General features: G+C 45.6%; 12 protein-coding genes. 1 reads left to right on the top strand and 11 read right to left on the bottom strand.

Going from position 1 to position 23,857, the window contains the following annotated elements:
- Window positions 1-12: 12 nt before the first annotated feature.
- From ACH3Y6_RS05645 to ACH3Y6_RS05615, 7 genes are all read right to left on the bottom strand, one after another.
- Window positions 13-1,566 carry a phosphatase PAP2 family protein gene (locus ACH3Y6_RS05645; protein ID WP_490834618.1) on the bottom strand — a complete coding sequence of 518 codons (1,554 nt, stop codon included), beginning with the start codon at window positions 1,564-1,566 and terminating at the stop codon, window positions 13-15.
- Window positions 1,563-2,540 (bottom strand): hypothetical protein, encoded by a 978-nt coding sequence (locus ACH3Y6_RS05640; protein ID WP_490834617.1) that lies wholly within the window; start codon window positions 2,538-2,540, stop codon window positions 1,563-1,565. Before ACH3Y6_RS05640 ends, ACH3Y6_RS05645 begins: the two co-directional genes overlap by 4 nt.
- Window positions 2,541-2,617: 77 nt before the next feature.
- The gene (locus ACH3Y6_RS05635) at window positions 2,618-3,700 is read right to left on the bottom strand and encodes a hypothetical protein (protein WP_490834616.1); all 1,083 of its coding nucleotides are present in this window, start codon (window positions 3,698-3,700) and stop codon (window positions 2,618-2,620) included.
- Between the two features lie 41 nt (window positions 3,701-3,741).
- Window positions 3,742-5,070 (bottom strand): vanadium-dependent haloperoxidase, encoded by a 1,329-nt coding sequence (locus tag ACH3Y6_RS05630; RefSeq protein WP_490834615.1) that lies wholly within the window; start codon window positions 5,068-5,070, stop codon window positions 3,742-3,744.
- 57 nt (window positions 5,071-5,127) lie between these two features.
- Entirely contained in the window at window positions 5,128-5,691 is a 564-nt protein-coding gene (locus ACH3Y6_RS05625; protein ID WP_490834614.1) for a hypothetical protein, read from the bottom strand.
- 19 nt (window positions 5,692-5,710) lie between these two features.
- Window positions 5,711-7,747, bottom strand: coding sequence for a kojibiose hydrolase (locus ACH3Y6_RS05620; protein ID WP_490834613.1), 2,037 nt, complete (start codon window positions 7,745-7,747; stop codon window positions 5,711-5,713).
- Window positions 7,748-7,772: 25 nt separating this feature from the next.
- Window positions 7,773-10,997, bottom strand: coding sequence for a VCBS repeat-containing protein (locus tag ACH3Y6_RS05615; protein ID WP_490834612.1), 3,225 nt, complete (start codon window positions 10,995-10,997; stop codon window positions 7,773-7,775).
- Window positions 10,998-11,290: 293 nt separating this feature from the next.
- Here ACH3Y6_RS05615 and ACH3Y6_RS05610 point away from each other — a divergent pair, with 293 nt between their 5' ends.
- Window positions 11,291-12,235 (top strand): hypothetical protein, encoded by a 945-nt coding sequence (locus tag ACH3Y6_RS05610; RefSeq protein ID WP_490834611.1) that lies wholly within the window; start codon window positions 11,291-11,293, stop codon window positions 12,233-12,235.
- Window positions 12,236-12,310: 75 nt separating this feature from the next.
- On the opposite strand, the gene ACH3Y6_RS05605 is transcribed toward ACH3Y6_RS05610, so the two are convergent.
- From ACH3Y6_RS05605 to ACH3Y6_RS05590, 4 genes are all read right to left on the bottom strand, one after another.
- A complete protein-coding gene (locus ACH3Y6_RS05605; protein WP_490834610.1) occupies window positions 12,311-15,634 on the bottom strand; it encodes a VCBS repeat-containing protein in 3,324 nt (1,107 codons plus the stop codon).
- A gap of 6 nt (window positions 15,635-15,640) precedes the next feature.
- Entirely contained in the window at window positions 15,641-18,991 is a 3,351-nt protein-coding gene (locus ACH3Y6_RS05600) for a VCBS repeat-containing protein (RefSeq protein ID WP_490834609.1), read from the bottom strand.
- A gap of 199 nt (window positions 18,992-19,190) precedes the next feature.
- Entirely contained in the window at window positions 19,191-20,807 is a 1,617-nt protein-coding gene (locus ACH3Y6_RS05595) for a RagB/SusD family nutrient uptake outer membrane protein (RefSeq protein WP_490834608.1), read from the bottom strand.
- A 47-nt stretch (window positions 20,808-20,854) separates the two neighbouring features.
- Window positions 20,855-23,845, bottom strand: a complete 2,991-nt coding sequence (locus ACH3Y6_RS05590; protein ID WP_490834607.1) for a SusC/RagA family TonB-linked outer membrane protein — start codon at window positions 23,843-23,845, stop codon at window positions 20,855-20,857.
- Between the last annotated feature and the right edge of the window lie 12 nt (window positions 23,846-23,857).

The raw sequence follows: 23,857 nt of genomic DNA, 5'->3' as shown, positions 1-23,857 counted from the left end.
ATATGATTTGTGTTATTCTGCGCCATCTGTTTTGGCTCTTGCAATAGCATAAGCGCCTACTTTCTGACCTGTAGTGATCCCAACTTCACAATCGCTCCGGTAATGGATGCCCCCATACATGCGCGATAAGGATGCTTCTAACGCCATGGCCTCGTAGGCATTCGCTTTTTCTGGCACAAGATGTCCCAATATGGTTGCTGCTGCCCCACTGAAGGTAGAATGCCCGGAAATGTATGAAGGAAAATTAGGGATACCTGTCAACGTTTTAATAGCTCCGTTCAGTTGGGTGGGTCGTGCATTAAAATAATAATACTTGGTATCCCAGCAAACAATGGCTGCATCCATTAAGGTCATATTCAGCAATGCCATATTTCTTGCCCATCTTACTTCACTATAGTTTTTAGTGATAAAATCTTCCGCAGCAATAGCATCCCAATGCCCGGGTGGCGTATGCGTAGCTACCCCATCCGCCCAAAAATGTACTATACGGATACGTTCACGTGTTGGATGATCAATAAAATCTTTGATCTCAGCCGTTTCTTTTCTCATCTGGTCGCCTATGGTTGCCGGCGGCGGGCCCGGGCGTAATGCAATAGTTGTATTTGCATCAAACAGGAAAGGCGTCACTCGCCCAAATAATGGTAACATAGGTGGTCTTTTTGGCACATCCAGGCTGATCCAGGGTGTTTCTCCACGAGCGGTGGTTGTGGTTTCCAGCGCTGTCCAATCAGCCTGTGTACCTATGGCCGCGCCTGCTTTATCTGTTCTGGCACGTGCCGTAAATTTCTGGGCAACTGCTCTACCCAACGCCTCCCCTGCTTCAATATCACTACGTGTTGCTGAACCTGCGGTAATAGCCGCCAGTTCCTGCTCTTCCAGTTTTTGTTGTACAAATGCAATCTCACCGGGAAATAATAATTTCATCATCTCTGCAGTTACGCCAGCCAACACAGCCGCTTCTGATGGATAGGAAGGCAGATCTGTTTGGGGTAATTTGGCAATAATACCTGCGTCTGTTTTATACGGTGCTGCACGATTATATAGTTTCTTGTAATGCCAGGCTGCCACCAACGCATCATATTGTGCTGCGCTGATATAGGCATAAGCCCTTGCTGCATACGGTGGATTTGCAAAAGGGAACAGCGGGTATGCAAAGGGGTTGGCAGCACTTGGTGCAGGATAACTGCCATCCGCATTCTGATAGGGTGGCAGGTTGTATTTGGCAACCAGTTCGCGCATCAGTTCATTCCAGCGTAATACCCCTCCTGCACCCCAATAGGCAATCTTTTTTTCCTGCTCTCCCGAGATGTTTTTCTGTAATGCCTTGATCTCATTCAATTCAGCCACATAACCCGGTGTATTTATCGATGCAGGTGCAGCTACCGGGAACTCCGTTGGACCTGTCAACAGAACAGGTTTCCATAAACCGGCATCAATATCTGTTTGCGCAGGAGTTAAAGGCCCTGCATTACCGGTCCGGCCTGAAGTAGTTTTGTTACATGATAGCTGAGCAATGATCACCAATACTATCATAAGGGTGATATACAGTATGATTATTTTTTTCATTTGTTGGCTTTTTTCTGGTGAATGGGAGTATTGGTCTTCTTCGCTTTTTTAGTAAAATCGAGGATATAAAAGACGCCACCATTGATACTACTTGCCTGTCCTGCATTGCGTCCGGCCAGTGTAATACTTCCTCCTCCTATCAGTGATAAACCATCTACTGCATGGATATTATACTTGACATTGATACCCGCAGTGGTGGCATTCATCTGGTTGCTGGGAAAAGGCATATTGTTCCGGGTAATATCAAAACCTCCCTGTGTATTGGATTGGTTCAGTATCGCTTCAGCGATCATCCGGCCGCTACGCCAACCTGTTCTCAGCTGGTAGTTTGCCATATTCGGCATGAACACTTCATTCGTAAGGTAACTTTCGGTAGTATAATATGAATCACGGTCGATCGTGATATTACTTCTGTACACATAGGTACCGGAAACCGTGACGAAGAAATTCTTCACCTGGTAATCCAGCATGGCCCGTAACGACAGGTTGGTACTGTGCAGTCCGATAGACATGGGCAGGAAATCAGGCGTATAATTTGAAACAGGAAAAGAGATACCTCCAAGACCATATACAGAAAAAAGGCCCTTACCCAGTTTGGTCTCTACCGGCATCCATTTGGCCCAAAGGGAAAGGTCCTGCATGCCCTTCATACCATGCAATGTTCCCGCTGAGGCTTTGGTGGTTACATACGGAAGTCCGAACAACAGGTTGAGTTTATCAGACACCCCGTAATTACCCATAACTGCATACATATTGGCAGACACGGCACCAAGATTATCGTTATTACGTTTCAGGGTTCCTTCCCAGTAATTGCTCCAGGCTGAATGATTGTACATAAATCCTGTGCAGAAATTATTCTTGCTCATCATGATCGCATCCATGTCCGTCTGGGCAGAAAGTGACAAACAGGAACTAACAGCAAATATTACAAGCAGGCTGTATTTTTTGTAACGGCCTGTTATTGATCGTATCATAACAGAATTTTTTTAGGTGCACAGCATAGTATACCCGACTGATCGGGCAGTATACGCTGTAAAAAAGATATCCTTACTTAGAACCGCAGTGAGAAACCGATGTTCACTGCATAATCTGCAAAAGCAGCATCGCCTTTGGTGTACTTACCCGTGAGGTCCGTTGTGATCTTATCGGCCATGCTTTGTGTACGGTTGCGCGTGATAGCGATAGGCACAAAAGCATATACATTGATCTTTTTGAACGCATAGGTAACCCCCGGCTCAGCGGAAATGATATAACCGGGCCTTCTGAAACCCAGGCTACCGCCAATCAGGTCGTGTACGGGCAGACACTCGTTCCGCAGTCCCGCAGAAAAAGTGAAGCGTTTTACCATCACGTTCACGCCTCCGCGTAACATCAGCTGATCGGGTACGCTCATGACATCACTACCATTGGCCAGTGCGGTAGCCGAAGGTGTTCCGCCGCGTGCGGTTGAAGTTCCGTTCTGCTCCCTGGGATTGATGAGATAATAGAAATTAGTGTACAGGCTGATATTGTGTGTGAGGTTATAGTAGGCGTTCAGCTCTGTAGTAATGCCGGTACCACCATCTCCCAGCTGGATAGACTGGTCTACCGGCCCGGTCAGGGTTGTTCCCGGTGTGGCTGTATAAAAACGGCCTGTGTACCTGTAATCGCCCGTGGCGAGTTTCAGGCCTAAGCCTACCTGAACATTACCCCTGCTGTGTTTGGCAGGATCCAGTAACCAATACGATGCCCAAACCCTGATATCGCCGAGTCCAAAGGAAGAAGTGGTATGCCTTTCTTTTCCGCCATGTTCATATAAGGAAGAGCGGGTATTGGAGATGATGGGGAGGTCAGCAGAAACAGACCAGCGACTGTTCAGGATGCGGGTTACCGCAACATCCATGGTATACGCGTGGTTGATCACCTGCGTGCCGGCATCCACCCTTTGCTTCTGTTCAACGTCCCCTACAAAATGTTTGTAGGAATTGAAATAACGGTTATTGATATTGAGGATCCATTTTTTATCCGAAGAATCGGTACCATGTTCCATCGAAGTGCACAAACCTCCCACACTTTTAATGGCAACACAGCCCTGGGCCTCTGCCCGCGACGAAAGTGCAAGCAATAGGGTAATTACAATGAAATATGATTTCATACAGTCTTTTTAAGCGATGAGTAATGGTTGTGAAAAAGAATCTATTTCTTTTTCATCTTCAAGCGATCGGCCACCAGCTGGCCAACCCTGGCTCCTATATCGGTACTGATGATACAGGAGTTGTGAAAATGCAAACCACCATAAAAGCGCGCCCAGTTATTCTCGAGGGCAGCATCACGGAAGGATTTAAAGGACCGGTTCTTGATACCGAATTCCAGTTCCGTAGAGTCTGTATAGGCAAAATTGTCGCCATACACACTGGTCAGTGCTTCGGCGGCAGCAGAAGAAATGGTTGAGTGCCCGCAGGTATATTCAGGGAACGCGGGGGTTTGCAGGTAAGGGCGCCAGTTAGGATCAAGGTACTTGTTGATCACCGTTTCGGGCCTTACCGTATTGTATTCATATTTAACATACCAGCATTGTATGAAAGCATCAAACAAGGCAATACTGGTTTTGGCAAATGCATACACGGTCTCCGGGTAATCGGATTTGGCCTGCTTGGCGGCAATTCCTATCACACTCATCCAGTGGCCGGATGGCGAGAATTTTTTACTACCGTACATCACGTGACCAGTAACATTCATTTTAAAAGGATTGTCATCCCAGAATTCAGCAATATGTTTCTGTTCATCCGTCAGGCTGTCGACCGCATTTTTAATCGCCATCACCTCTTTGTAATATTTACTGTTCTTGTCAGTAATATTAAAATCCGGTGGCGGGGGCGGTGCAAAAATGGAGGCGCTGTCGAGCACCATCGTGCGTATCTCCTGCCAATGAGGCTCTGCAGCTGAAGCATACATAGGCGGTGTTGGTACCCATCTTCCGGGTATGTCTTTCACCGTGTATTTCTCAGCGCCCCTGGTTTCCAGGTAGTTGTCTTTTTTACTCCAGCGGATGATGGACGCAGATACACTGTCGGCCAGCACCTGTGAGGCTTTCTCTACCTTCGAAGGCAAACCCTTGTCACGGGCTATCTGTAAAATACTGTCCTTGTAAGTTTGCAGGCTCCCTTCCGGAAACGTAACCGATTCTCCCACTTTCATGTAAGCCAGCAAAGCGGCCAGTTCCGTATCCACCTCTTTATTTGCGGGTGGAATGGATACCATGTCAAAACCTTTTAACTGTCCTACCAGCGATTGGTACTGATCGGGATGGGCTGATGCCATGATCTCGTAAGCGGCCACGGCTGCATATACATAATTACGTGCTGCCACCATTGGCGGAAAATTATTTCCCATTACTACGGTGTTCAACTCATGAACTGTCTGACTGAATAATTCCGGATTGTGCAGATAGGTTTTGTACTCATTGCTCTGACGACAGGCATACAAACACAATACTGCACAAAGACCCATAACGAGTCTTTTCATATGCTATAAATTAAAGGAAACAAAAATAAGGTGATACAGATGCTTAATGAACCAACATCAGGCTTGTGGCGGCTTGTCCAGCCGGCTGAGGTACACAGACTTCATGTCAGCAGAAACCACCGTGTTCCAGGTTCCAGACAGATCAGAATCCCTAAACTGCCAGGAAAAGAAATCGTGATCATTGGTGAAATCCTGGATCTGGAATTTCGCCGAATGATGGTTGTGCGACGGAGCCTTCTTGGAAGAAGTATTGTTGGTTACAAAATCGTTGGCTAAACTGGCGAACTGGTCGCGTGCATTTTTGATCCCTGTTTTCGCCATATTGGGAATACAGAGCAATTCCAGTGAATCCTGGTAAAAACGACGCTTTACATAGGTATAGGTAACACCTTTGATCTCTATGCTACCTTCTACCCTTTCAAATTTTTCGGAACTGCTTCCGTAAGGCAGGCTGGCCGGTACTTTGATGCGTAGCAGGTCTGCTTCATCATACAGATCCCTGTCCAATGCTGCCTGCAAATGCCGCTCTGCCCTCTCCTCGAAATAGTTGGTGAGCAGGCGGTAACCTCCCCAGTTAAAGAGAAGCATCCCCAATAGCAGTATGGAAGCAATTCGTTTCAATCCGTGTGAAAATAACACATTATTTTTTAACGGAAAATATTTTCTTTTCCACGCCAACCCCTGTGATGGTAAGGCTTTTCCACTGTTTGGGCAGGGCAGATTTTACCTGGGTAATTCCCTGCGGAGTGATCTCAAGGCCGCCAAAACCCATTAACATGCTCTGTATCAATCCTCCCGCACCGGTGGCAAAATAGGGGTTGGTGCCTCCCTTGGTCTCTGCGATCACCCGGAACGGCGGATTCAGGTTGGGCAGGTACCCGTCTTTGAAAAAATGAAGGGCCTTCTCTCCATCACCCAACCTGGCATACAATAAAGCAAAAACGGCCTGTGTCATGGCCGGCGTACCTTCATTGGGTACACGGGTCTCATAGTACTCAAGGTCTTTCCGTATCTGTTGGGGATCTGAGATCTCTTTCAACGGGTACGACAACAGGTTCACATCCGCCTGTTTGATGCCTTCGCCTTGATAGCTGGCATGTTCCTGTGTTACCCCGTTCTTCATTTTCAATATGGGGATATTGGCCGCTACACTCATCCAGTCGGGATCTGCAGCAATGCCCAATAATTTTGCAGCGGCCGTAGCATGTTGCAGAACGGCTTTGGCCGAAGCATTGGTCCAAGCATTGTTATCTACATTCTCCGCCCATTCATCTGCTGCTACCACATTCCTGATCTCGTATTTACCCGGCCCGTTCCGCTCTACCCTGCTGGCCCAGAAATCGGCAGTCTCTTTCAGGATAGGCCAGCCCCTTTCTTTCAGCCATTCCTTATCCTGGGTCACACAATAATAGTTCCAGGCCGCAATACCCACACAGGCTGTGATATGGTGTTCAAAAGGACCACTCAATGCCCATACCGGTGTTTCCTCCACTCCTGTAGCCGCGCTCTCCCAGGGGAACATGGCTCCTTTATATCCATGGTTGAATGCATTGCGTTTGGCAGCCGCCAAACGGTTATAGCGGTACTCTACCAGGCTTTTCGCCATTTCGGGATGTAATACCAGGATCGATGGAAACATCCACAGCTCCGTATCCCAGAACACATGGCCATTGTATCCCAATCCGCTCAGTCCCATGGGCGACGGGCTCATATCCGTTCCTTCCCGAACAAAGGAATAGAGGTGGTACAACATACTGTGCACATCCTGCTGCGACTGTTCATCACCTTCGATCTTGATATCGCTTTCCCATAATTTATCCCAGGCTTTGTTATGAAAATCGATCAGCCGCTCCCTGCCTTCCAGTTTGGCAAAAATGGTCATACGCTCGGCCTCATTCAATGGGTCGTCGTGATGCGCCGAAGTAATGGATGATCCGGCAACAGAGAACCGATAGGTTTCCCCCGCTTTGATCTTACGGCTGAATTTCATGAGGTGCATATTGTTGTCCCACATCTCATGGATCACCCGGGGCTCCTGGCCATGCGGTTCGCTGAACAGGAACGTATTGGATGCGCTCATCAGCAATTTCCCCGTAGGGCTTTTGGCCGATGATGTGAGCAGGCTGATCACCACATGCGGACGATCGATCTCGTTATAATAATTCTGTACCTCTTTCAATGCGTCGGGGGCTTCCATTACACTGGCGCCGCCGATGGTGATGTCTTTTTTTGCGGTGATACTTACATCCATCAGCACTGTAAAGGGAAGCTGGCGCAAAGAATAATATGTATAGGAAACCGTTGCCTTATCGCTGTAATCGAAGGAAGTGGTGAAACTGGCATGCCGCATATCCAGCTGCTGTTGCATACCACTGACATCCGCCGCACCGATCCGCCGGCCATCAATATCCAGCTGCATATTCAGCAGGTTAAAACTGCGGAGGAAATTGCTTACCCTGCCACGGCCATACAGATCATAGGCGCCGGCCAGCACCACATCCTTCACTTTAAATGGTTCAGGTGAAGAAACGATACCGATCATCCCGTTGGCTACCGTGATGCCATAGTATTCCGAAGGTTTGATATTACCGGACTTGATCTTCCAGGGGTCTGCCTGTTGGGCCATGGCTACTCCCAACAGCATGGAAGCAAACAAAATAGGTCTTAGCATTTTCATATAATATCGTTTACAGTAAACAGGATTATTTTTTCTTACGGAACAGGTGCAGTTTATCATTATTCATACCTACCAGGAGGTAATTACCTCCGTTGGCCGATCTTATCACCGCGGCACTTCTGGCTTCTCCTTTTACGAACAGACCGGAGTGCTTAGGTTTCACATATCGGAAGCCATTCCTGCCATCGTTTAACAAAGTAGTGCCATAACTGGCATCCAGTCGGCCGGTCTGTGGTTTTAATCCATAAAAATTTCCTGCCAGAAACAGGTCTTTCTTGCCATCGCCATCCAGGTCGGTAACGGCGATACCGAATATCGGCGAGAGCTGGGCCATTATTGGCAGTACCTGCATTCTGAAATCAGCTTTGCCGTTATTCAGGAAAACGGAGGTCTGTGTTTGCTCAACCGTTAATACTGCAGCATGCTCGTATTGTTCTTTACTCAGTATCTTTTCGATCGGCTGACCGGCGTATGTTTCATATTGAAGGAATTTCTTTTTAAGAACCGGTAATTGCGATTCCAGTTCATCTTTCAGGTAATACGGATAGGCTTTCCCGTCTGTTTTATAGTATACGGGAATACATTCTGTTTGCCCGTTCTTATCAAAATCATCTACCACTAACCTGGCGGGATGTTTTGCATCGGCTTTGATATTGGAGTTCAAGCCAAAGTTGCCTGCCACCAGGTCAAGAGTTCCATTACCGTCGATATCTGCCACGGCAAGCCTGTTCCACCAACCGGATGATTGCGGTATCTCCTGTATTTTCTGCAGCTTTTGGTCACGGTATGCATAAATGGTCACCGGCATCCAGTCTCCAACCAGCACCAGTTCCTTTTTGTTATCACCGTTCAGATCTGCCCAGGCAGCATCTGTAACCATACCGCCTTTTTGCAGTTCCGGCGCAACCGTTGCCGTTACGTTAACAAAGGTTCCATTACCTGTATTGTGGAGCAACACGCTTGCCGGAGAAATGCCATAACTTCCAGGTACATTCCTTGCACCTATAAATATATCCGGTCTACCATCACCGTCATAATCGCCTACGGCCACAGAAGAAGCGTTCACGGATACTGCCGGCCATGCTTTGGTGGAGGATGAAAATTCCCCTTTCCCATTATTGATATATAAACGGCTGTAAAGATAGGGTGAGCCTGGTTTTGCTTCATTACCGCCGGAAGCCGCCACCAGGTCAAGGTCTCCGTCGCCTTCTGCATCTATAAAAGCCGCCGCAGTAGTTTCGTAAAACAGGTCTACACCGAATATTTGCTGTATCCTGTTCTCGAACTTTCCATCCCTGCGTTGTATAAACAGCTTGTCTGCATCACCCGCCGCCGAACCTACAAAAAAATCTTCCAGTCCATCCCCATTCACATCGCCCACAGCGATTGCCGGACCTTCAGTAGAAAGCAGTTTGGGTATCAGCCGTTCCACATCAAAATCTACAAAGTCATTTTCTTTATGCAGCGTGTTGCCTGCAATATCTGTAGCTGCAACTTCTTCATACATCACCTGAACGCCTGCAGCAGCACCGGGCTTTACCATCACCGCATTCTTCTGATCCAATACCAGCAACGTATCAGCCACAGGCATTTTGATAACCTGTCTTTTCTGGTCGGGCCACCGGACTACCAGGCTGTCTATTTTTGCGTTATTACCAAGACCGAATAATAAAACGGGATCCACACTACTCTGAAACCCCCTTGTGGGCATTTGTTCCAGCACCTGTTCCTGCATACCGGAAAAAAGGGAAACACGGGCCCCGTAACCAAGGGTATTGGGGGCCGTTCCGTTCAGTTTCACTTTCAGGTAATGATGTTTTTTCTTTTCGCTTGTATGGTTCCTGTAAACAGAAGCTTCTGCATTTTCATTGTTGATGATGAGGTCCAGGTCACCATCCCCATCCAGATCTGCATAAGCGGCGCCGCTGCTGAAAGTGGGTTTCCCAAAACCCAGTTGCACTGATTCATTTTTGAACAACAGATTCTTCTGGTTGGTAAACGCGAAATTGGGGATAGGGACAGAAGGCATTTTATTCAAGAGGTCCAGAAAATCGAAACCTCCCTGGCGAATGCGGTTAAGATTTTCCTGGCTATTGAAATAAGCCAGAAAATCCTGGTTGGTCAGATCGCGGCGGATGCCGTTACAGACAAAAATATCTTTCCATCCGTCATTGTCAAAATCAAAACTCAGGGTTCCCCAGCTCCATCCGGTAGCGTCTACACCGGCGAGTTGCGCTATTTCGCTGAAGGTACCATCCTGGTTATTCAGTTGCAGGGTATTTGCCGTAAACTGGTGGTGAAGGTCTAATTTGTTTCTTGCATTTTGTACATCGTAGCCATCGAATTTGATCGTTGTTTTCAAGCGGTAATCATTTTCGGGTAACATTTCCGCGGTAAACAGGTCAAGGTATCCATCGTTATTAATATCCGCCATATCAGTTCCCATGGCGCCATTACTCATATGGCCCATTGCTTCTGTACTCTTTTCCCTGAAAGTACCATTGCCCTGGTTTATGTAGAGATAATCGTGTTCAAAAAAATCATTGGCCACATACAGATCTTCCCAGCCATCGTTATTCAGATCTCCTACCGTAACCCCCAAACCGAAAGCTATTTCTGACCCGTATATTCCTGCCTGTACGCTTACATCCGTAAATTTTCCACTGTCATTCCGGTACAGGCGATCCCCATCCACCGCATCACGGATATAACGGATATCGCTTTTGTATCCAAAATTGTCGATCGATTTAGGACTGTTATTCAACACAAAACAGTCCAAGTCACCATCATGGTCGTAATCAAAAAAAATAGCCTGCGTAGAAGATCCCTTATCATCTAATCCATACACACCGGCTTCTTCCGTAAAGGTTCCATTCTTCTGGTTAATATATAGTTCATTGGCGCGGTCATCGCCTTTTGCTATACCCGCATTGCAGACATAGATATCGAGCCAGCCATCTGCATTAATATCCACCATGGTCACGCCCGTATGCCATTGCCGTTTACTGCTAATCTTTGCCTGCATGGTAATATCTTCAAATACAAGGTTACCTTTATTTAGGTACAGTTTATTTTCACCCTGATTAGCTGTAAAAAAAATATCGGGTCTGCCATCATTATTAATATCTCCCACAGCTACCCCGCCACCATTATAAAAATTATGGTAGTTCAGAATATTCATTTCTTTGGTATCGGTCACAAGATTAGCAAAACGGATACCGGTTCGAGATGCGGGAAGCAGCTCAAACAAACTGTCTGCCCCATTATTTCTGCCTGAAGACGAACAGGCAGACAACCCCAAAAAAAAGGTCCACAAACATCCGGACACTATAAGAGAACGCTTGAACATAGGCAAACTGCTTCAATAAAACTGAGTTGAAAAGTACAGCAAATTAGCCCTTTTATACACGCATTCAAAATGAGAATCTACCCCTGACCAGCCTCAGAATTTTAGGAAATTCTTAGAAACATCTACGCTCTGAAATATCCGGTTTCTGGCCCAATATGCCTTATTTTGCAATGCTTTTTAACCGATGTAGCACCATGAGAAAACTGATCCTCATTTTACTAGTCATCCTGGCTTTTTGTATAGCAAGTATTTACCTCTTGATTCCTGCCAGCATTCCTGTTTCCAGTGCAGAAGTGGTAAAAACGCCAGATGTTGCTGCCGAAAGATATATCATTGATGAACACCAATGGAGCCGCTGGTGGAACTACGGTGAATTCAATACCGCCAGTCCCAAAGGTACTGCCTACCGAAACCAGGATTATTCGTACAGACAAACAGGCAAATTCTACAAGTCCATTGATATTGCTATCGAAAAAGATGGCCGGAAATTATCCTCTAAATTACTGCTCATTCCGCTGTCGGTTGATTCTACGGGTATTGAATGGAAAACCGAATTGCCCACAGGCGCCAATCCGGCAGCCCGTTTGATGCATTATTTTGAAGCAAAGAAACTGAAACAGAATATGGACGGGATAATGGATAACCTGAAATCATTTCTATCCAAAACGGAAAATGTGTACGGTATCAGTATTGAGAAGAGCCGTCTGAAAGACACCCTGTATGTCAGCACCAAACAACTTTTCACTACATACCCATCCATCAAAGACATTTACCAGCTGGTGGATAAGATAAAAAACTACATCGCACAAAACGGCACACAGGCAACAGGGAGCCCTATTTACAATATTACCCGCATGGACAAAGACCGTTACCAGTTAATGACTGCCGTACCTACCGACAGATCATTGAAAGAAACCGGTGTTTTTTCAATGAAGTACATGGTAAAAGGAAGTTTTATGATCACAGAAGTATTGGGTGGCGAGAACCAGGTTCATGAAGCTTCCAGGAATATGCAGCAGTATTTTCAGGACTACCGCAAAACCTCCATGGCCATGAATTTCACCATGCTGGTTACCGACAGGATGTTACAACCAGACAGCAGCAAGTGGGTTACCAAACTATGTATGCCGGTCTATTAGAAGCAGGCGTGAGTAATTAGTAATAAGTGGGTTTGTAAGGCTGTTACACCAGATTGACCATTCACGCCTACCCCCTTACTTTGCATCCGCAAAAGCGATCACGATAGCGGCATCATTATTTCTTGCCAGCACAAAAGCTTCTTTACCGTTAATGCGGATCTTTTGGATATGCCGAACTTCTCCTTTTACCTGCAGTCCATTGATATTTTCTGCCGAGAAATTTCCTTTGCCTTTATTCAGGAGTATGGTCCCAAAGTCTGCATCGTATCTCCCCATCTGGATATTGCTTTTATAATAATTACCCACCATCAGGATGTCAGGAAGTGAATCGTGGTTGGCATCTACCACCACCGCATCACGATAAGGACTCAGTTGTGCCTGCCAGGGTAAGGCCTGAACACGAAACTTACCATTTCCCTCGTTCAGGATAATGGCGTTGGAAAAATAAGTTGCTGTCAGTAATTGGGATGTTTGCAGCTTCTCTTTCGGAAAAATAGCTTCAAGGTCTGCTTTGGCAAAATCCTCTGCATATAAAAATTTCTTTTTCAATGCCGGGATCTGTCTTTGCAGTTCATCCTTGTTGGCAAAAACAAGTTCGCGTTTGTTCAGAAAATAAGTAAGTACCTGCTCCTTCCTGCCATTATCATCAAAGTCATTGTAATACAACTTCACCGGTTCCTGTTCACTGGCTTTTAATCGGCTGTTCAGGCCCAGGTTACCTGCTATAAAATCAATATCGCCATCATTATCGATGTCAACGGGTTGTACAAAATTCCACCATCCTTTTTTATCAGTCAGTACTTTTCTGGCAAAAGATCCTTTGTTATTCAGGTAAACAAAAATACCATCCCATTCCGTACAGATCAGGAGGTCTTTATCTCCATCTTTGTCTATATCAAACCACTGGGCCTGTGTAACCATACCAATCTCAGCCAACCCTTTGGCCAATGTAGCAGTAACATCTGTAAAATGCCCCTTACCATCGTTTTGCAATAAATACGAACGGGGAATTTTCCCATACTCGGCAGGAACTGTTCTGCCGGCAATAAACAGGTCTTCTGCTCCATCTCCGTTAAAATCGCTGGCTGCAACGGAAGATGCATTTACGAATACATTATCAAATGCATGCTCCATTTTCACCAGTTGCCCTTTAGCATTATTCAGATACACACGTGGCTGCATTTTAGGATCTGGACCAAAAAACTCATTACCACCCGAAGCCACTACCAGATCAGGGTTACCGTCTTTGTTTACATCTGTCCATATGGCACCTACATCTTCAAATGAGCTATCTGCTTCAATGGCGGGTTGTATGGTTTTTACAAACCTGCCCGAAGCTGTTTGACTAAAAACAGCACTGTGTTTATCGCGGGCAGATCCTATGAAAACATCTTCCAGTCCATCCCGGTTAATATCAGCCACCGCCAATGCAGGCCCCTCTGTTGAAATCATATGCGGTATCAGGGGTTCCCGGTCAAACTCTCCGAATACATTTTCCTCATGTATAAAATTCAATGCTGTTGCCGCAGTAATATCCTGCATGGGCCTGGTAGGCTCGGGCCAGTGTCTGGTGATCTTTTGATAATCAAATACAGGAAGACCTTTCCGGTAAGCAAATGTTTGTGTATGCTGTTGGGAGGTCAACCGAACCGGCTCAAAAGTATTATCGGGCCAGATCAGGAAAGCTGAATCCACATTGGTTTTATCAAGCCCAACATGTATCGGTATTTCCATACTCGACTGAAAGCCGCGAACCGGATTTTTTTCGTAGGTACGAATCCCCTTGTTGGCAAACAGTACCAGTTTGGCGCCGATAGCCTGCGTGTTTTTTTCCGGCCCTTTGAGCCAGATCTCCGTAAATGGTTTTTCTTGTTTATCGTTGCTGGTATTGCGATATACCATAGCTGCTTCATCAATATTATTGACTACAATATCAAGATCTCCGTCATTATCCAGATCGGCATAAATGGCGCCGTTGGAGAATGTAGGTTTATCGTTGCTGATCTGCGAAGCAATATCGTTGAAAGACAGATTACCTGTATTGCGATATAATTTGTTGGGGATCTTGATCTCGGGGAACTTATTCACCAGCGCCATATCTTTCTCCCCCATTTTATTGGATGATATCTTGTTCTGTATTTCGTCGTTGGATACAAAATTCACATAATCCATATCATTCATCCGCTTGGGTATGCCATTGGAGATGAAGAGATCCTTTAATCCATCATTGTCGAAATCCATCCATAAGGATGCCCAGCTCCAATCAGTGGCATATATACCGGCATAAAGACCCAGTTCACTGAACATGCCGTTACGCCGGTTAAACTGAAGATTGTTCCGGGTATACTGGTGCTGGTATCCTGCGCCAATTTTATAGAGAAAAATATCATACTCATCTTCTCCGAGCGAACGTTTCAGGATATACGGATCAGAGGGAAGCATGTCCATGGATACGATCTCTGGGAAACCATCATTATTGACATCTGCCGCATCAACACCCATGGAGTATTGGCTGGTATGCATCAGGTGTTCCGTGGCTTCTTCCCGGAATGTGCCATTCTTCTGGTTGATGTAGAGATAATCGTTTTCATGAAAATCGTTGCCCATATACAGGTCCGGATAACCATCCAGGTTAAGGTCCGATACTACTATCCCCAAGCCATAACTGATGGAAGAACTGTTGATTTTAGAAGATTGGGTAACATCTACAAAACGGTTACCATCGTTACGAAACAGACGGTCACCGGAAAGCGGATGATAGGTTCCCAAAAAATCTTTGCGTGGTGCAAAAGACCCGTTTCTGTGTACAGAATGGTTCAGAAGAAAACAATCCAGATCACCATCCATATCATAATCTACGAATACTGCCTGCGTACTGAAGCCGGAAAAATCCAGTCCGTAGTTTTTGGCTTCATCCCGATACGTTGGTATCCCGTTTTTATCAATACCCTGATTGATCAGCAACTGATTGCGGCCATGCAGGGTTTCAAACTCCCCTACCCGGCAAACATATATATCCAATAAGCCATCATGATTAATATCCACTACCGACACACCGGTTGACCAGGCACCATCTTGGGGAATATTGGCTTTCGTAGTGATATCTTCAAATTTCAGGTTGCCTTTGTTCAGGTATAGGGTATTGTTACCCTGATTGGCGCTCATGAACAGATCTATCAGTCCGTCGTTATTAAAATCACCGGCTCCCACACCTGCACCATTGTAGAAGTACATGTATTTAAACATATTGAACTCCTGGGTTGGTTTCAGTTTATTGGAGAACAGCAAACCCGTTCTGCTGCTATCGAGTATTTCGAACATAGGTGGCAGCTGAACAGAAGAAGGTCGGCAGGCAGCCAACAGCACCAAAAACAGGGATCGTATAACCCACTTTATCATACGCATTTATTTCTTTGTTGGGGGTATTGGCGTTACTGCATGGTTTGTTTTGCTGAATTGTAAAAGTACCGGGTGCATATCATTCCGTAGGAAAAGAATCTGTTTCTCATTGCCTTTTCGGATCTCCTGTATATCCCGAACCTGTCCATTGATCTCTACCCCCGACTGCTGAGCATCCATTAGCCTGAATGCACCATTGCCCATATTCATCATCACGGCACCGCGACCCGCATCCAACCGTTCGAACTGGGGAAGAAAACCGTATTCATTGCCACCCAATATCATATCTGGTTTTCCATCACCATCCAGATCGGTAATATGAACCGCATTCACAGATGTCAGCTGCAGCATTGCCGGCATTTTTTGTATTCTAAACCTCCCATTACCCTCATTAATCGCTATGACCGATGCGCAATAATTGAACTGTTTGATCTGGCAAGTTTTGATGATATCGGATGAAAACAGTTGTTGTATGGGTTTATCCGCATAATCCCTGTGTTTCAGGTTCTTTTTCTTCAAAGAGGGCACTTGATCCTCCATATCATGTTTCATGAACACCGGCATATCCCTGCCATTGATGGTACTGGTCAGTATCCTGTCGCTGGATTGATTCTGGTCAAAATCATTCAACCATAATTTGACCGGTTGTTCCTTACCGGGATGGAGATAAAAATTCTCGCCGATATTTCCCAGCACCAGGTCGTTTTTACCATCGCCGTTCAGGTCTGCTACTTTAACTGTTTGCCACCAGCCCAGCATATCCTGCAGGTTGGTGTTTAGCTCTTCAAACCGATCCTTATTAAAACGGCAGATCCGGGTTGCCATCCATTCTCCGGTAATGATCAGTTCTTTTGCAGCATCGCCTGTTACATCGGCCCAGGCGACTCCGGTAACCATTCCGATATGGGCAATATCCGGGTTCTTTGTTTGCGCAATCTCAGTAAAATGTCCCTTACCATCATTGATAAAAATATAACTCGCCGGATCAACTCCATAATTCCTTGGATCACTTCTGCCACCGATGAAAAGATCCATATTCCCATCACCGTTAAAATCACCTGCTACTGCTGCATTGATATTCATACCAGCATTGGGAAAAGCAGCTACATCTATGCTGAAATTTCCCTTGCCATCGTTTTTGTATAAACGCAACTGCATCTGCCGGCTATCCGGTTTATTGTTGTTGCCTCCGGGACAAACCAGCAGGTCCAGATCATTGTCTTTGTCTGCATCAAAGAAAAGTGTTGCCACATCTTCAAAGTCTTTGAACTGATCGAATACCGGCTGCATTTTTTTTACAAAAGCACCGCTTGCCTGCTGCAGGTACAATGCTCCGGCATAACCCGTAGCGCCACCGATATACACATCTTCCAGTCCATCCCCATTCACATCGCCCACTGCCGCTTTAGGGCCTTCGCGTGAAATCAGTTTAGGCAGGTTACGTTCGTAATAAAAATCAATGTTATCGTCTTCGATATGTTTATCAAAAACGGTGACTACCGAATCAAATAAATGTGGTACGGCTTGTTGTAACCGGGACCGGAAAACCGGGTTAGCTGTCAGCTGACTGATGGTATGTACGGTATCAATTACCGGTCTGTTGATTTTGGATACCGACAGATCGGGCCAGGTTATGACCATGGAATCTATTACCGGGTTGGTACCAAGCCCGATCACCAGTTTATAATCCATGGACGACTGGAAGCCTCGGCTGGGAACCTGTTCCCGCGTAATGATCTCTTCTCCGCGGTACAGGTCTATCTTGGTGCCGATCGCAAACCTGTTCTGTTCTTTTCCCTGAAGTTTGATACTGATATAATGATTCCCGTTTAGCTGGCGGCTGTTATTGCGATACACAAAAGCCGGCTGGTTCTCGTTATTCACTACCAGGTCAAGGTCGCCATCATTATCAAGGTCACCATAAGCCGCTCCATTGGAAAAAGTTGGCTGTGTAAATCCCCATTCAACCGCCTTGTCTTTAAAACGCAGATCGTGTTGATTATGGTAAGCTTTGTTCACAAGCGGGTTCTGTGGTATGTGTTTCAGCACTTCATCCACATCCTGCTTCTGTCCCGTGAGTACCATTTTCTGTATTACGTCATTGGCAAAGAACTCTATAAAATCAAGGTCTGTCACATCCCTGTTTACACCATTGCACACATAGATATCGTTATAACCATCGTTATCCATATCAAACAATAAAGCTCCCCAGCTCCAGTCTGATGCAGATACTCCACTATAATTACCTGTTTCAATAAACTTCCCTTTTTTGTTATTGATCTGCAGACAGTTCTTTACGTACTGGTAGTAAAAGCCGGTCTTCAGTTTGGTATTAAACAGGTCTATATTATCAAAAGCCCCTGTTGTCTTTAAACGGTAATCATCATCCGGAAGCATATCAGTATTAAAAATATCCGGCAGACCATCGTTATTAATATCGGCCAGGTCTGAACCCATTGAAGAAAAACTGGTATGATCGAACCGTTGTTCAAATTCATCAACAAAAGTGCCGTTTTTCTGGTTTACGTAGAGATAGTCTCTTTCATAAGAATCATTGGAAACATAGATATCAGGGTACCCATCACTATTGATATCGCCAACGGATACTCCCAGGCCAAAACTGATCAGGCTGCTGTGAATACCCGATATACTGGTAACATCGGTAAACTTTCCATTATCATTCCTGTAAAGATGGTTTCCACCTCCTTTCAGGAAGTCGGCTACATTCCATTTGTTGTCCGGGAGATCGCGGTTGTTGTTATAGCCCAGCTGGTTTACCGGTATAGGGCTGTTATCGATCATAAAACAATCCAGGTCACCATCAAGATCATAATCAAAGAAAGTGACCTGTGTAGAATAGCCTTTATGATCCAGTCCATACTTTGCTGCCGATTCGGTAAAGCTGAGATCATGGTTGTTGATGTACAGCTTATTCAACCGGTTACCGGTTGACATATGTCCGGAATTACAAACATAAATATCCAGCCAGCCATCGTTATTGATGTCTACAAAAGTGGCACCTGTGCTCCACATGCTGTCCTGCCTGAACCCGGCTTTCGCGGTAATATCCTCAAACGAAAAAGATCCTTTGTTCAGGTACATCTTGTTATCACCCATATTGGATGTCAGAAAAACATCGGCCAGTCCATCATTGTTGATATCCCCGATTGCCACGCCACCACCATTGTAAAAATTCCGGAACAGAAAACTGTTTTCTTTTTTTCCATCGGCCACATCATTTCTGAAATTGATACCGGTATTTTCTACCAATTCAAATAAGGTTTGTTCCTTTTTTTTACCACAGGAAAGCAGTACAACGCACACCACAATAGCCGATAAAAACTTGTTATACCTCATTATGCAATGATTGAAAAACATTCGTTAGATGAAGACTAAAAATAAAGAAAAAGCAGGGTAAGTTCAACGATAATCTCTTAACAGCAAGTTATAAAATCCATTTGTGCTAAGCCACCTACAAAGGCTTTCACGGACAGGCATAAAAAAAGTAAAAGGCCTTACGGCCTTTTACTTTTATGTGTTGACTCACAGATACTGATTAGTAACCAGGATTCTGTTTCAGGTTTGGATTGGCAGCCAAAGCTGAATTAGGAATCGGGAAGATGAGGTTTTTAGGATCATCAGTTGGTTTGTACTGCCATGGTTTCAGGTATACACCAAAACGCTGAAGGTCAGTTCTTCTTACACTCTCCCAGTACAGTTCACGACCTCTTTCGGCCAGTAATGTCAGCGGATCGTTTACGTTATTGGTATTTACCAGGGTCATGGTAGCCAGAGGAGCGGCATTTCTTGCAGCACGCAGTCCATTCACCAGGGTAAGTGCCGCAGCGTTATTGCCTGATCTCATCTGGGCTTCGGCAACCATCAATACCACATCAGGATAGCGGAAGATCATCAGGTCATTACCTGCAGGACCGCCACCATACTGGGTGTAATCCGGTACATATTTTACCACACGGATACCGGTAACCTCAAGGTTAGAACCCGTTTCGATCATATTTGAAGCAATGGTTTTATCGTAAGCCAGCGGGTTACCCTTTCTGTCTTTCAAAGCAACTCCGTTTTCATTGTACTGCTGGTTAACCAGGAAGCCCGGGTTGATACCGGAAATGGTTTTAGAGTTGTTATAGTTACGTCCACCAATCCTTCCATCGAACAGGGTATCGGTTGGACCATACGCTGTTGGAGCACCAGTGGTGTTGAATGATGCATAAAAATCACCGATGGTTGAGAAACCGTTCCAACCTGCGTTAGGGTTATTGGGGGTATATGAATTGTAGTGCAATGTCATATTCCAGCGTGAACCGATACCAGAGTTGTTGGCAGATACACCTGCGGTGTTATCATAGCGGAAGATGGCTTCTTTAGAATTATCGTTACCTGGTTTGAAGTTATCAAAGTAAGAAGCTTCATAAGAGTACTTACCGCTATTGATGATGGCATTACCTAATGTAATTACCTGGTTCAGGTCAGCAGCAGCAAAAGTAGGCGCAGCCCTGTTGGCCCATACCCCTTTCTGCAGGTAACACTTCATCAGCAGGGTTCTTGCCGCATCAGGATTAGCCTTGTTGCTACCATTGCTGGCAGGCAGGTTAGGCAATGCCGCGGTCAATTCTGCAATAATGAAATCAGCAGCTTCAGCACCAGATTTTACTGTTGGCGCCAGCAGCAGGTTATCACCTGGATTCCTTACCGGGAACTGTCCGTACAGATCCAGCAGGTAGTACAGAGAAAGCGCCCTGATAAACTTGGCTTCAGCGGCCTGGGCGGCACTTGGTCCGTAGCCCAGTACGTTGGTAGCATCAAAGTTGATCTTGTTCAGTGCATTGAACACATTACGGATCTGATCATGGTCAGCGTTCCAGGTATGATTGTGCATCACCCTCCACACACCATTATCGTCCCAGTCACCCCCACGGGTAGGCACCAGCGATTCATCGGTAGTGTTCTCCATCAGTGAAAATACAAGGTCCTGGCTGGTAAGCGGGCCACCCAGATCGGCATAAGCAGCAGAGAGCAACAAACCAACGCCCTCGCTACCCAGCGCAGTAGATACCTGGCTGCTGGTCAGCGTACTTCCCAGGTTTTCTTCCAGTTTGGTACAGCCAGCCATTGCAAGAACTGCAACAAATGGGACTGTAATTTTTTTAATCATATTATATGGTTTCATACTTCTATTTTTTGTTGTTGTGTTGGATGTGATTATAAACTGAAGTTAACTCCGAAAGAAATGGCTCTTGGTGTTGGATAAGGCACATACTCGATAGACCTTGAAGGATATGAGTTGTTGCTCTTGTCGATATTCACCTCTGGGTCAAATCCTGTGAACTTAGTGATCACGAACAGGTTGCTGCCGGTAACGAAAGCGCTCATGTTCTTGATGTATTTACCCCAACTTCCGATATTGTAACGAACAGTCAGGTTTCTCAGTTTCAGGTAATCACCTTTTTCCAGGAACCTGGTAGAAGCACCTACACCACTTGCAATACCTTCTGGTGAGTTGTAAGCAGCCCTGTCGATATTCCTACCCTGGGCAATACCAGCGATATTGGTAACTGAAGTAGCGGTGTTATTGTAGATCAGGAATCCACTTGCTCCACCCATGTTCAGGCTGAAAGTTAATTTTTTGTAACGCAGCGTACTTCCCAGACCAAACAGGTTGTGTGGGTTAGGATCGCCTGCCAGACCAGCGGTTCCGCCAATCTGCTGGTTACCACTTGCATCAAATCCATTGAAAGGTTTCAGGTAGTAAACGTTGATCGGCTGGTTGTTGGTGATCACCTGTGCCAGTGTACCAGATACACCCTGACCACTGATGAAACCGGTTTGAACCTGCAGATCTAATCCTGTAAGAGGATCTTTAAAATTCTCTACCTTATTCTTGTTATAAGCATAGTTGGCATTCACATCCCAGGTTACGTTCTCATTGTCAACCAGGGTAGCTCCCAAAGCCAGTTCAAAACCTTTGTTTACAATGTTCGCATCTTTCAGGTTCACGAATGAAATAGAAGATGGAGCCGGCTGGATAGCGATGGTCTGGAACAGGATATCAGAGGTTCTCTTAGTATAGTAATCCAATGAACCATAGATCTTACCGCCTGCCAGTGTGAATTCAGCACCCAGGTTCAAAGACTTTGTTCTTTCCCATTTCAGGTCAGGGTTACCATTCACCACCTGTGGTGCATTGTTATAAGAGTTCAAAGCAAACTGCTCTTTTGAAGACCCTGCAGGATATTCCTGGTTACCGGTGATACCGTAAGAGGCGCGAAATGCCAGGTTAGCAAATACCTTATTGTTCTTCATAAAGCTTTCGTTGGTAGCTACCCATTTCAGACCTGCTGAAGGGAAGTAACCATAACGGTTATTAGCACCGAATTTGCTGGAGCCATCCGCACGCATGGTTACGGTCAGCAACAGTTTATCCTGATAGTTAAGAGTAGCCCTTCCGAAATAAGACTGTAATTCAGCCTGTGGATTTGCATAAGAATAGAAAGGATTCTGGTTTTTAGCGTTGCTCATGATCTTGGTGTAAGGAATATTGATCCTTGAAGCCTGATTCAGGTTGGTATTAAAACCACTGGCAGAAATACCATTACCGGAGAAATTGGTTTTGAAGTATTCAAAACCGGCCAACGCATCCAGCGAGAAGCTCTTATTAAGATCGGTACGGTAGTTCAGTGTATGTGTGATGGTCTGGCTGTTCAGTTTTGCATTGGCAACTGCCGCAGAACCCAGACCAGATACGCCGGGGATACCCTGTAACCATCCTTCAATGTTCATTTCCCTGCTACCGGTGCTGCTGTTAAGACCGAACAGGAGTTTATAATCCAGTTTTTCACTGATCTTATAGGTGGCAGAGATGCTACCCAGAATGCTGAACACACTGCTCAGGTCAGAGTAAGCTTCCTGGAATGCTATTGGGTTACCAGAACCGTTGGCTGGGAAGTTCATCAGACCGGAAGCGTTCTTCAACGGCATGGTTGGGTTCCAGCTCAGTGCTGATGATATGATATTACCGGAAGAACCTGCAGTATTCGAAACGCTGGTCAGTGTTTCGGCATAGTTACCGGTGATCAGGTTAAAGTCTAAAGTCAAACGTTTGTCAAGGAACTTATAAGTACCTCCAAAAGTGGCCAGGTATTTATCCAGTGCAGATTTTTTCAGGAAACCTTTGTTATTGGAAGCCAAGAAAGAAGCACGGAACTTACCCAGGTCGTTTCCACCGCTGAGTGCCAGTGAATAGTTCTGAGAGAAGGTTTTTTGTGTAATTTCTTTAACAGCATCAACTGTTTGACCACCATCGTAAGTGGCCGGCTGGCTGTATTTTTTCAGCGCGCTTCTGTATTCGCCTGCATCCAGAATGGCGAATCTTCTCATAAAGCCGATATTGGAACCATAGTTGATACCAACATCTACTTTCATCGGTCCGGCAGTTGCTTTTTTAGTAGTGATCACGATCACACCATTGGCACCACGAGAACCGTAGATCGCTGCGGAGGAAGCATCTTTCAATACATCGATCTGTGCAATGCTGTTGGGGTCAATGTACAGCAGTGGGTTGGAAGCCGGAGTGCTACCGAAAGCATTTCCGATATTGGGCCTGGCAGTACCGCCATCCAATGGAACTCCATCCACTACATACAGTGGGTTGTTGTTAGAACGGATAGAAGAAGTACCACGGATTTGAATGGTAGTTGCCGCACCGGGCTGACCACTCTGGTTGGTAACTTCCAGACCAGCTACTTTGTTCTGCAGCAATTGGTCGGGGGCGTTGATCACACCCTGGTTAAAGTTTTTAGCCTGTACCGATACAACAGAACCGGTCAGGTCTTTTTTCCTCGCAGTACCATAACCGATTACAACTACTTCATTCAGTTGGTCGTTGGTAGCCGATAAAGCAACATCTACAGAGGTTCTGCTCTGTACGTTTACTTCCTGGTTAGCATAGCCTACTGAAGAAATCACCAAAGTAGTCGTTGAAGAAGGCACGGTAATTTTAAAAGTACCGTCAGCACCGGTTTGTGTACCAGCTTTCGATCCTTTTACTACTACAGAAGCACCTACCAGAACGGAACCGTCTTTGGCATCAGTCACTTTACCTGTAATGGTTTTGTTTTGGGCTTGCGCGGAGATAATGCACAAGCAAGCAAATAAACCCATGAGCATGGGTCTGACAAGCTTCGAAAAATTCATAAATGGCAGTTT

The sequence above is a fragment of the Sediminibacterium sp. FW305-C-269 genome, from assembly GCF_058231045.1.
This window is presented reverse-complemented; position numbering and strand designations above follow the sequence as displayed.

Bases quoted from the DNA above. Each gene is read 5' to 3' on its own strand.
- ACH3Y6_RS05645 (WP_490834618.1), bottom strand. From the start codon at position 1,566: ATGAAAAAAATAATCATACTGTATATCACCCTTATGATAGTATTGGTG.
- ACH3Y6_RS05640 (WP_490834617.1), bottom strand. From the start codon at position 2,540: ATGATACGATCAATAACAGGCCGTTACAAAAAATACAGCCTGCTTGTA.
- ACH3Y6_RS05635 (WP_490834616.1), bottom strand. From the start codon at position 3,700: ATGAAATCATATTTCATTGTAATTACCCTATTGCTTGCACTTTCGTCG.
- ACH3Y6_RS05630 (WP_490834615.1), bottom strand. From the start codon at position 5,070: ATGAAAAGACTCGTTATGGGTCTTTGTGCAGTATTGTGTTTGTATGCC.
- ACH3Y6_RS05620 (WP_490834613.1), bottom strand. From the start codon at position 7,747: ATGAAAATGCTAAGACCTATTTTGTTTGCTTCCATGCTGTTGGGAGTA.
- ACH3Y6_RS05610 (WP_490834611.1), top strand. From the start codon at position 11,291: ATGAGAAAACTGATCCTCATTTTACTAGTCATCCTGGCTTTTTGTATA.
- ACH3Y6_RS05605 (WP_490834610.1), bottom strand. From the start codon at position 15,634: ATGATAAAGTGGGTTATACGATCCCTGTTTTTGGTGCTGTTGGCTGCC.
- ACH3Y6_RS05600 (WP_490834609.1), bottom strand. From the start codon at position 18,991: ATGAGGTATAACAAGTTTTTATCGGCTATTGTGGTGTGCGTTGTACTG.
- ACH3Y6_RS05595 (WP_490834608.1), bottom strand. From the start codon at position 20,807: ATGATTAAAAAAATTACAGTCCCATTTGTTGCAGTTCTTGCAATGGCT.
- ACH3Y6_RS05590 (WP_490834607.1), bottom strand. From the start codon at position 23,845: ATGAATTTTTCGAAGCTTGTCAGACCCATGCTCATGGGTTTATTTGCT.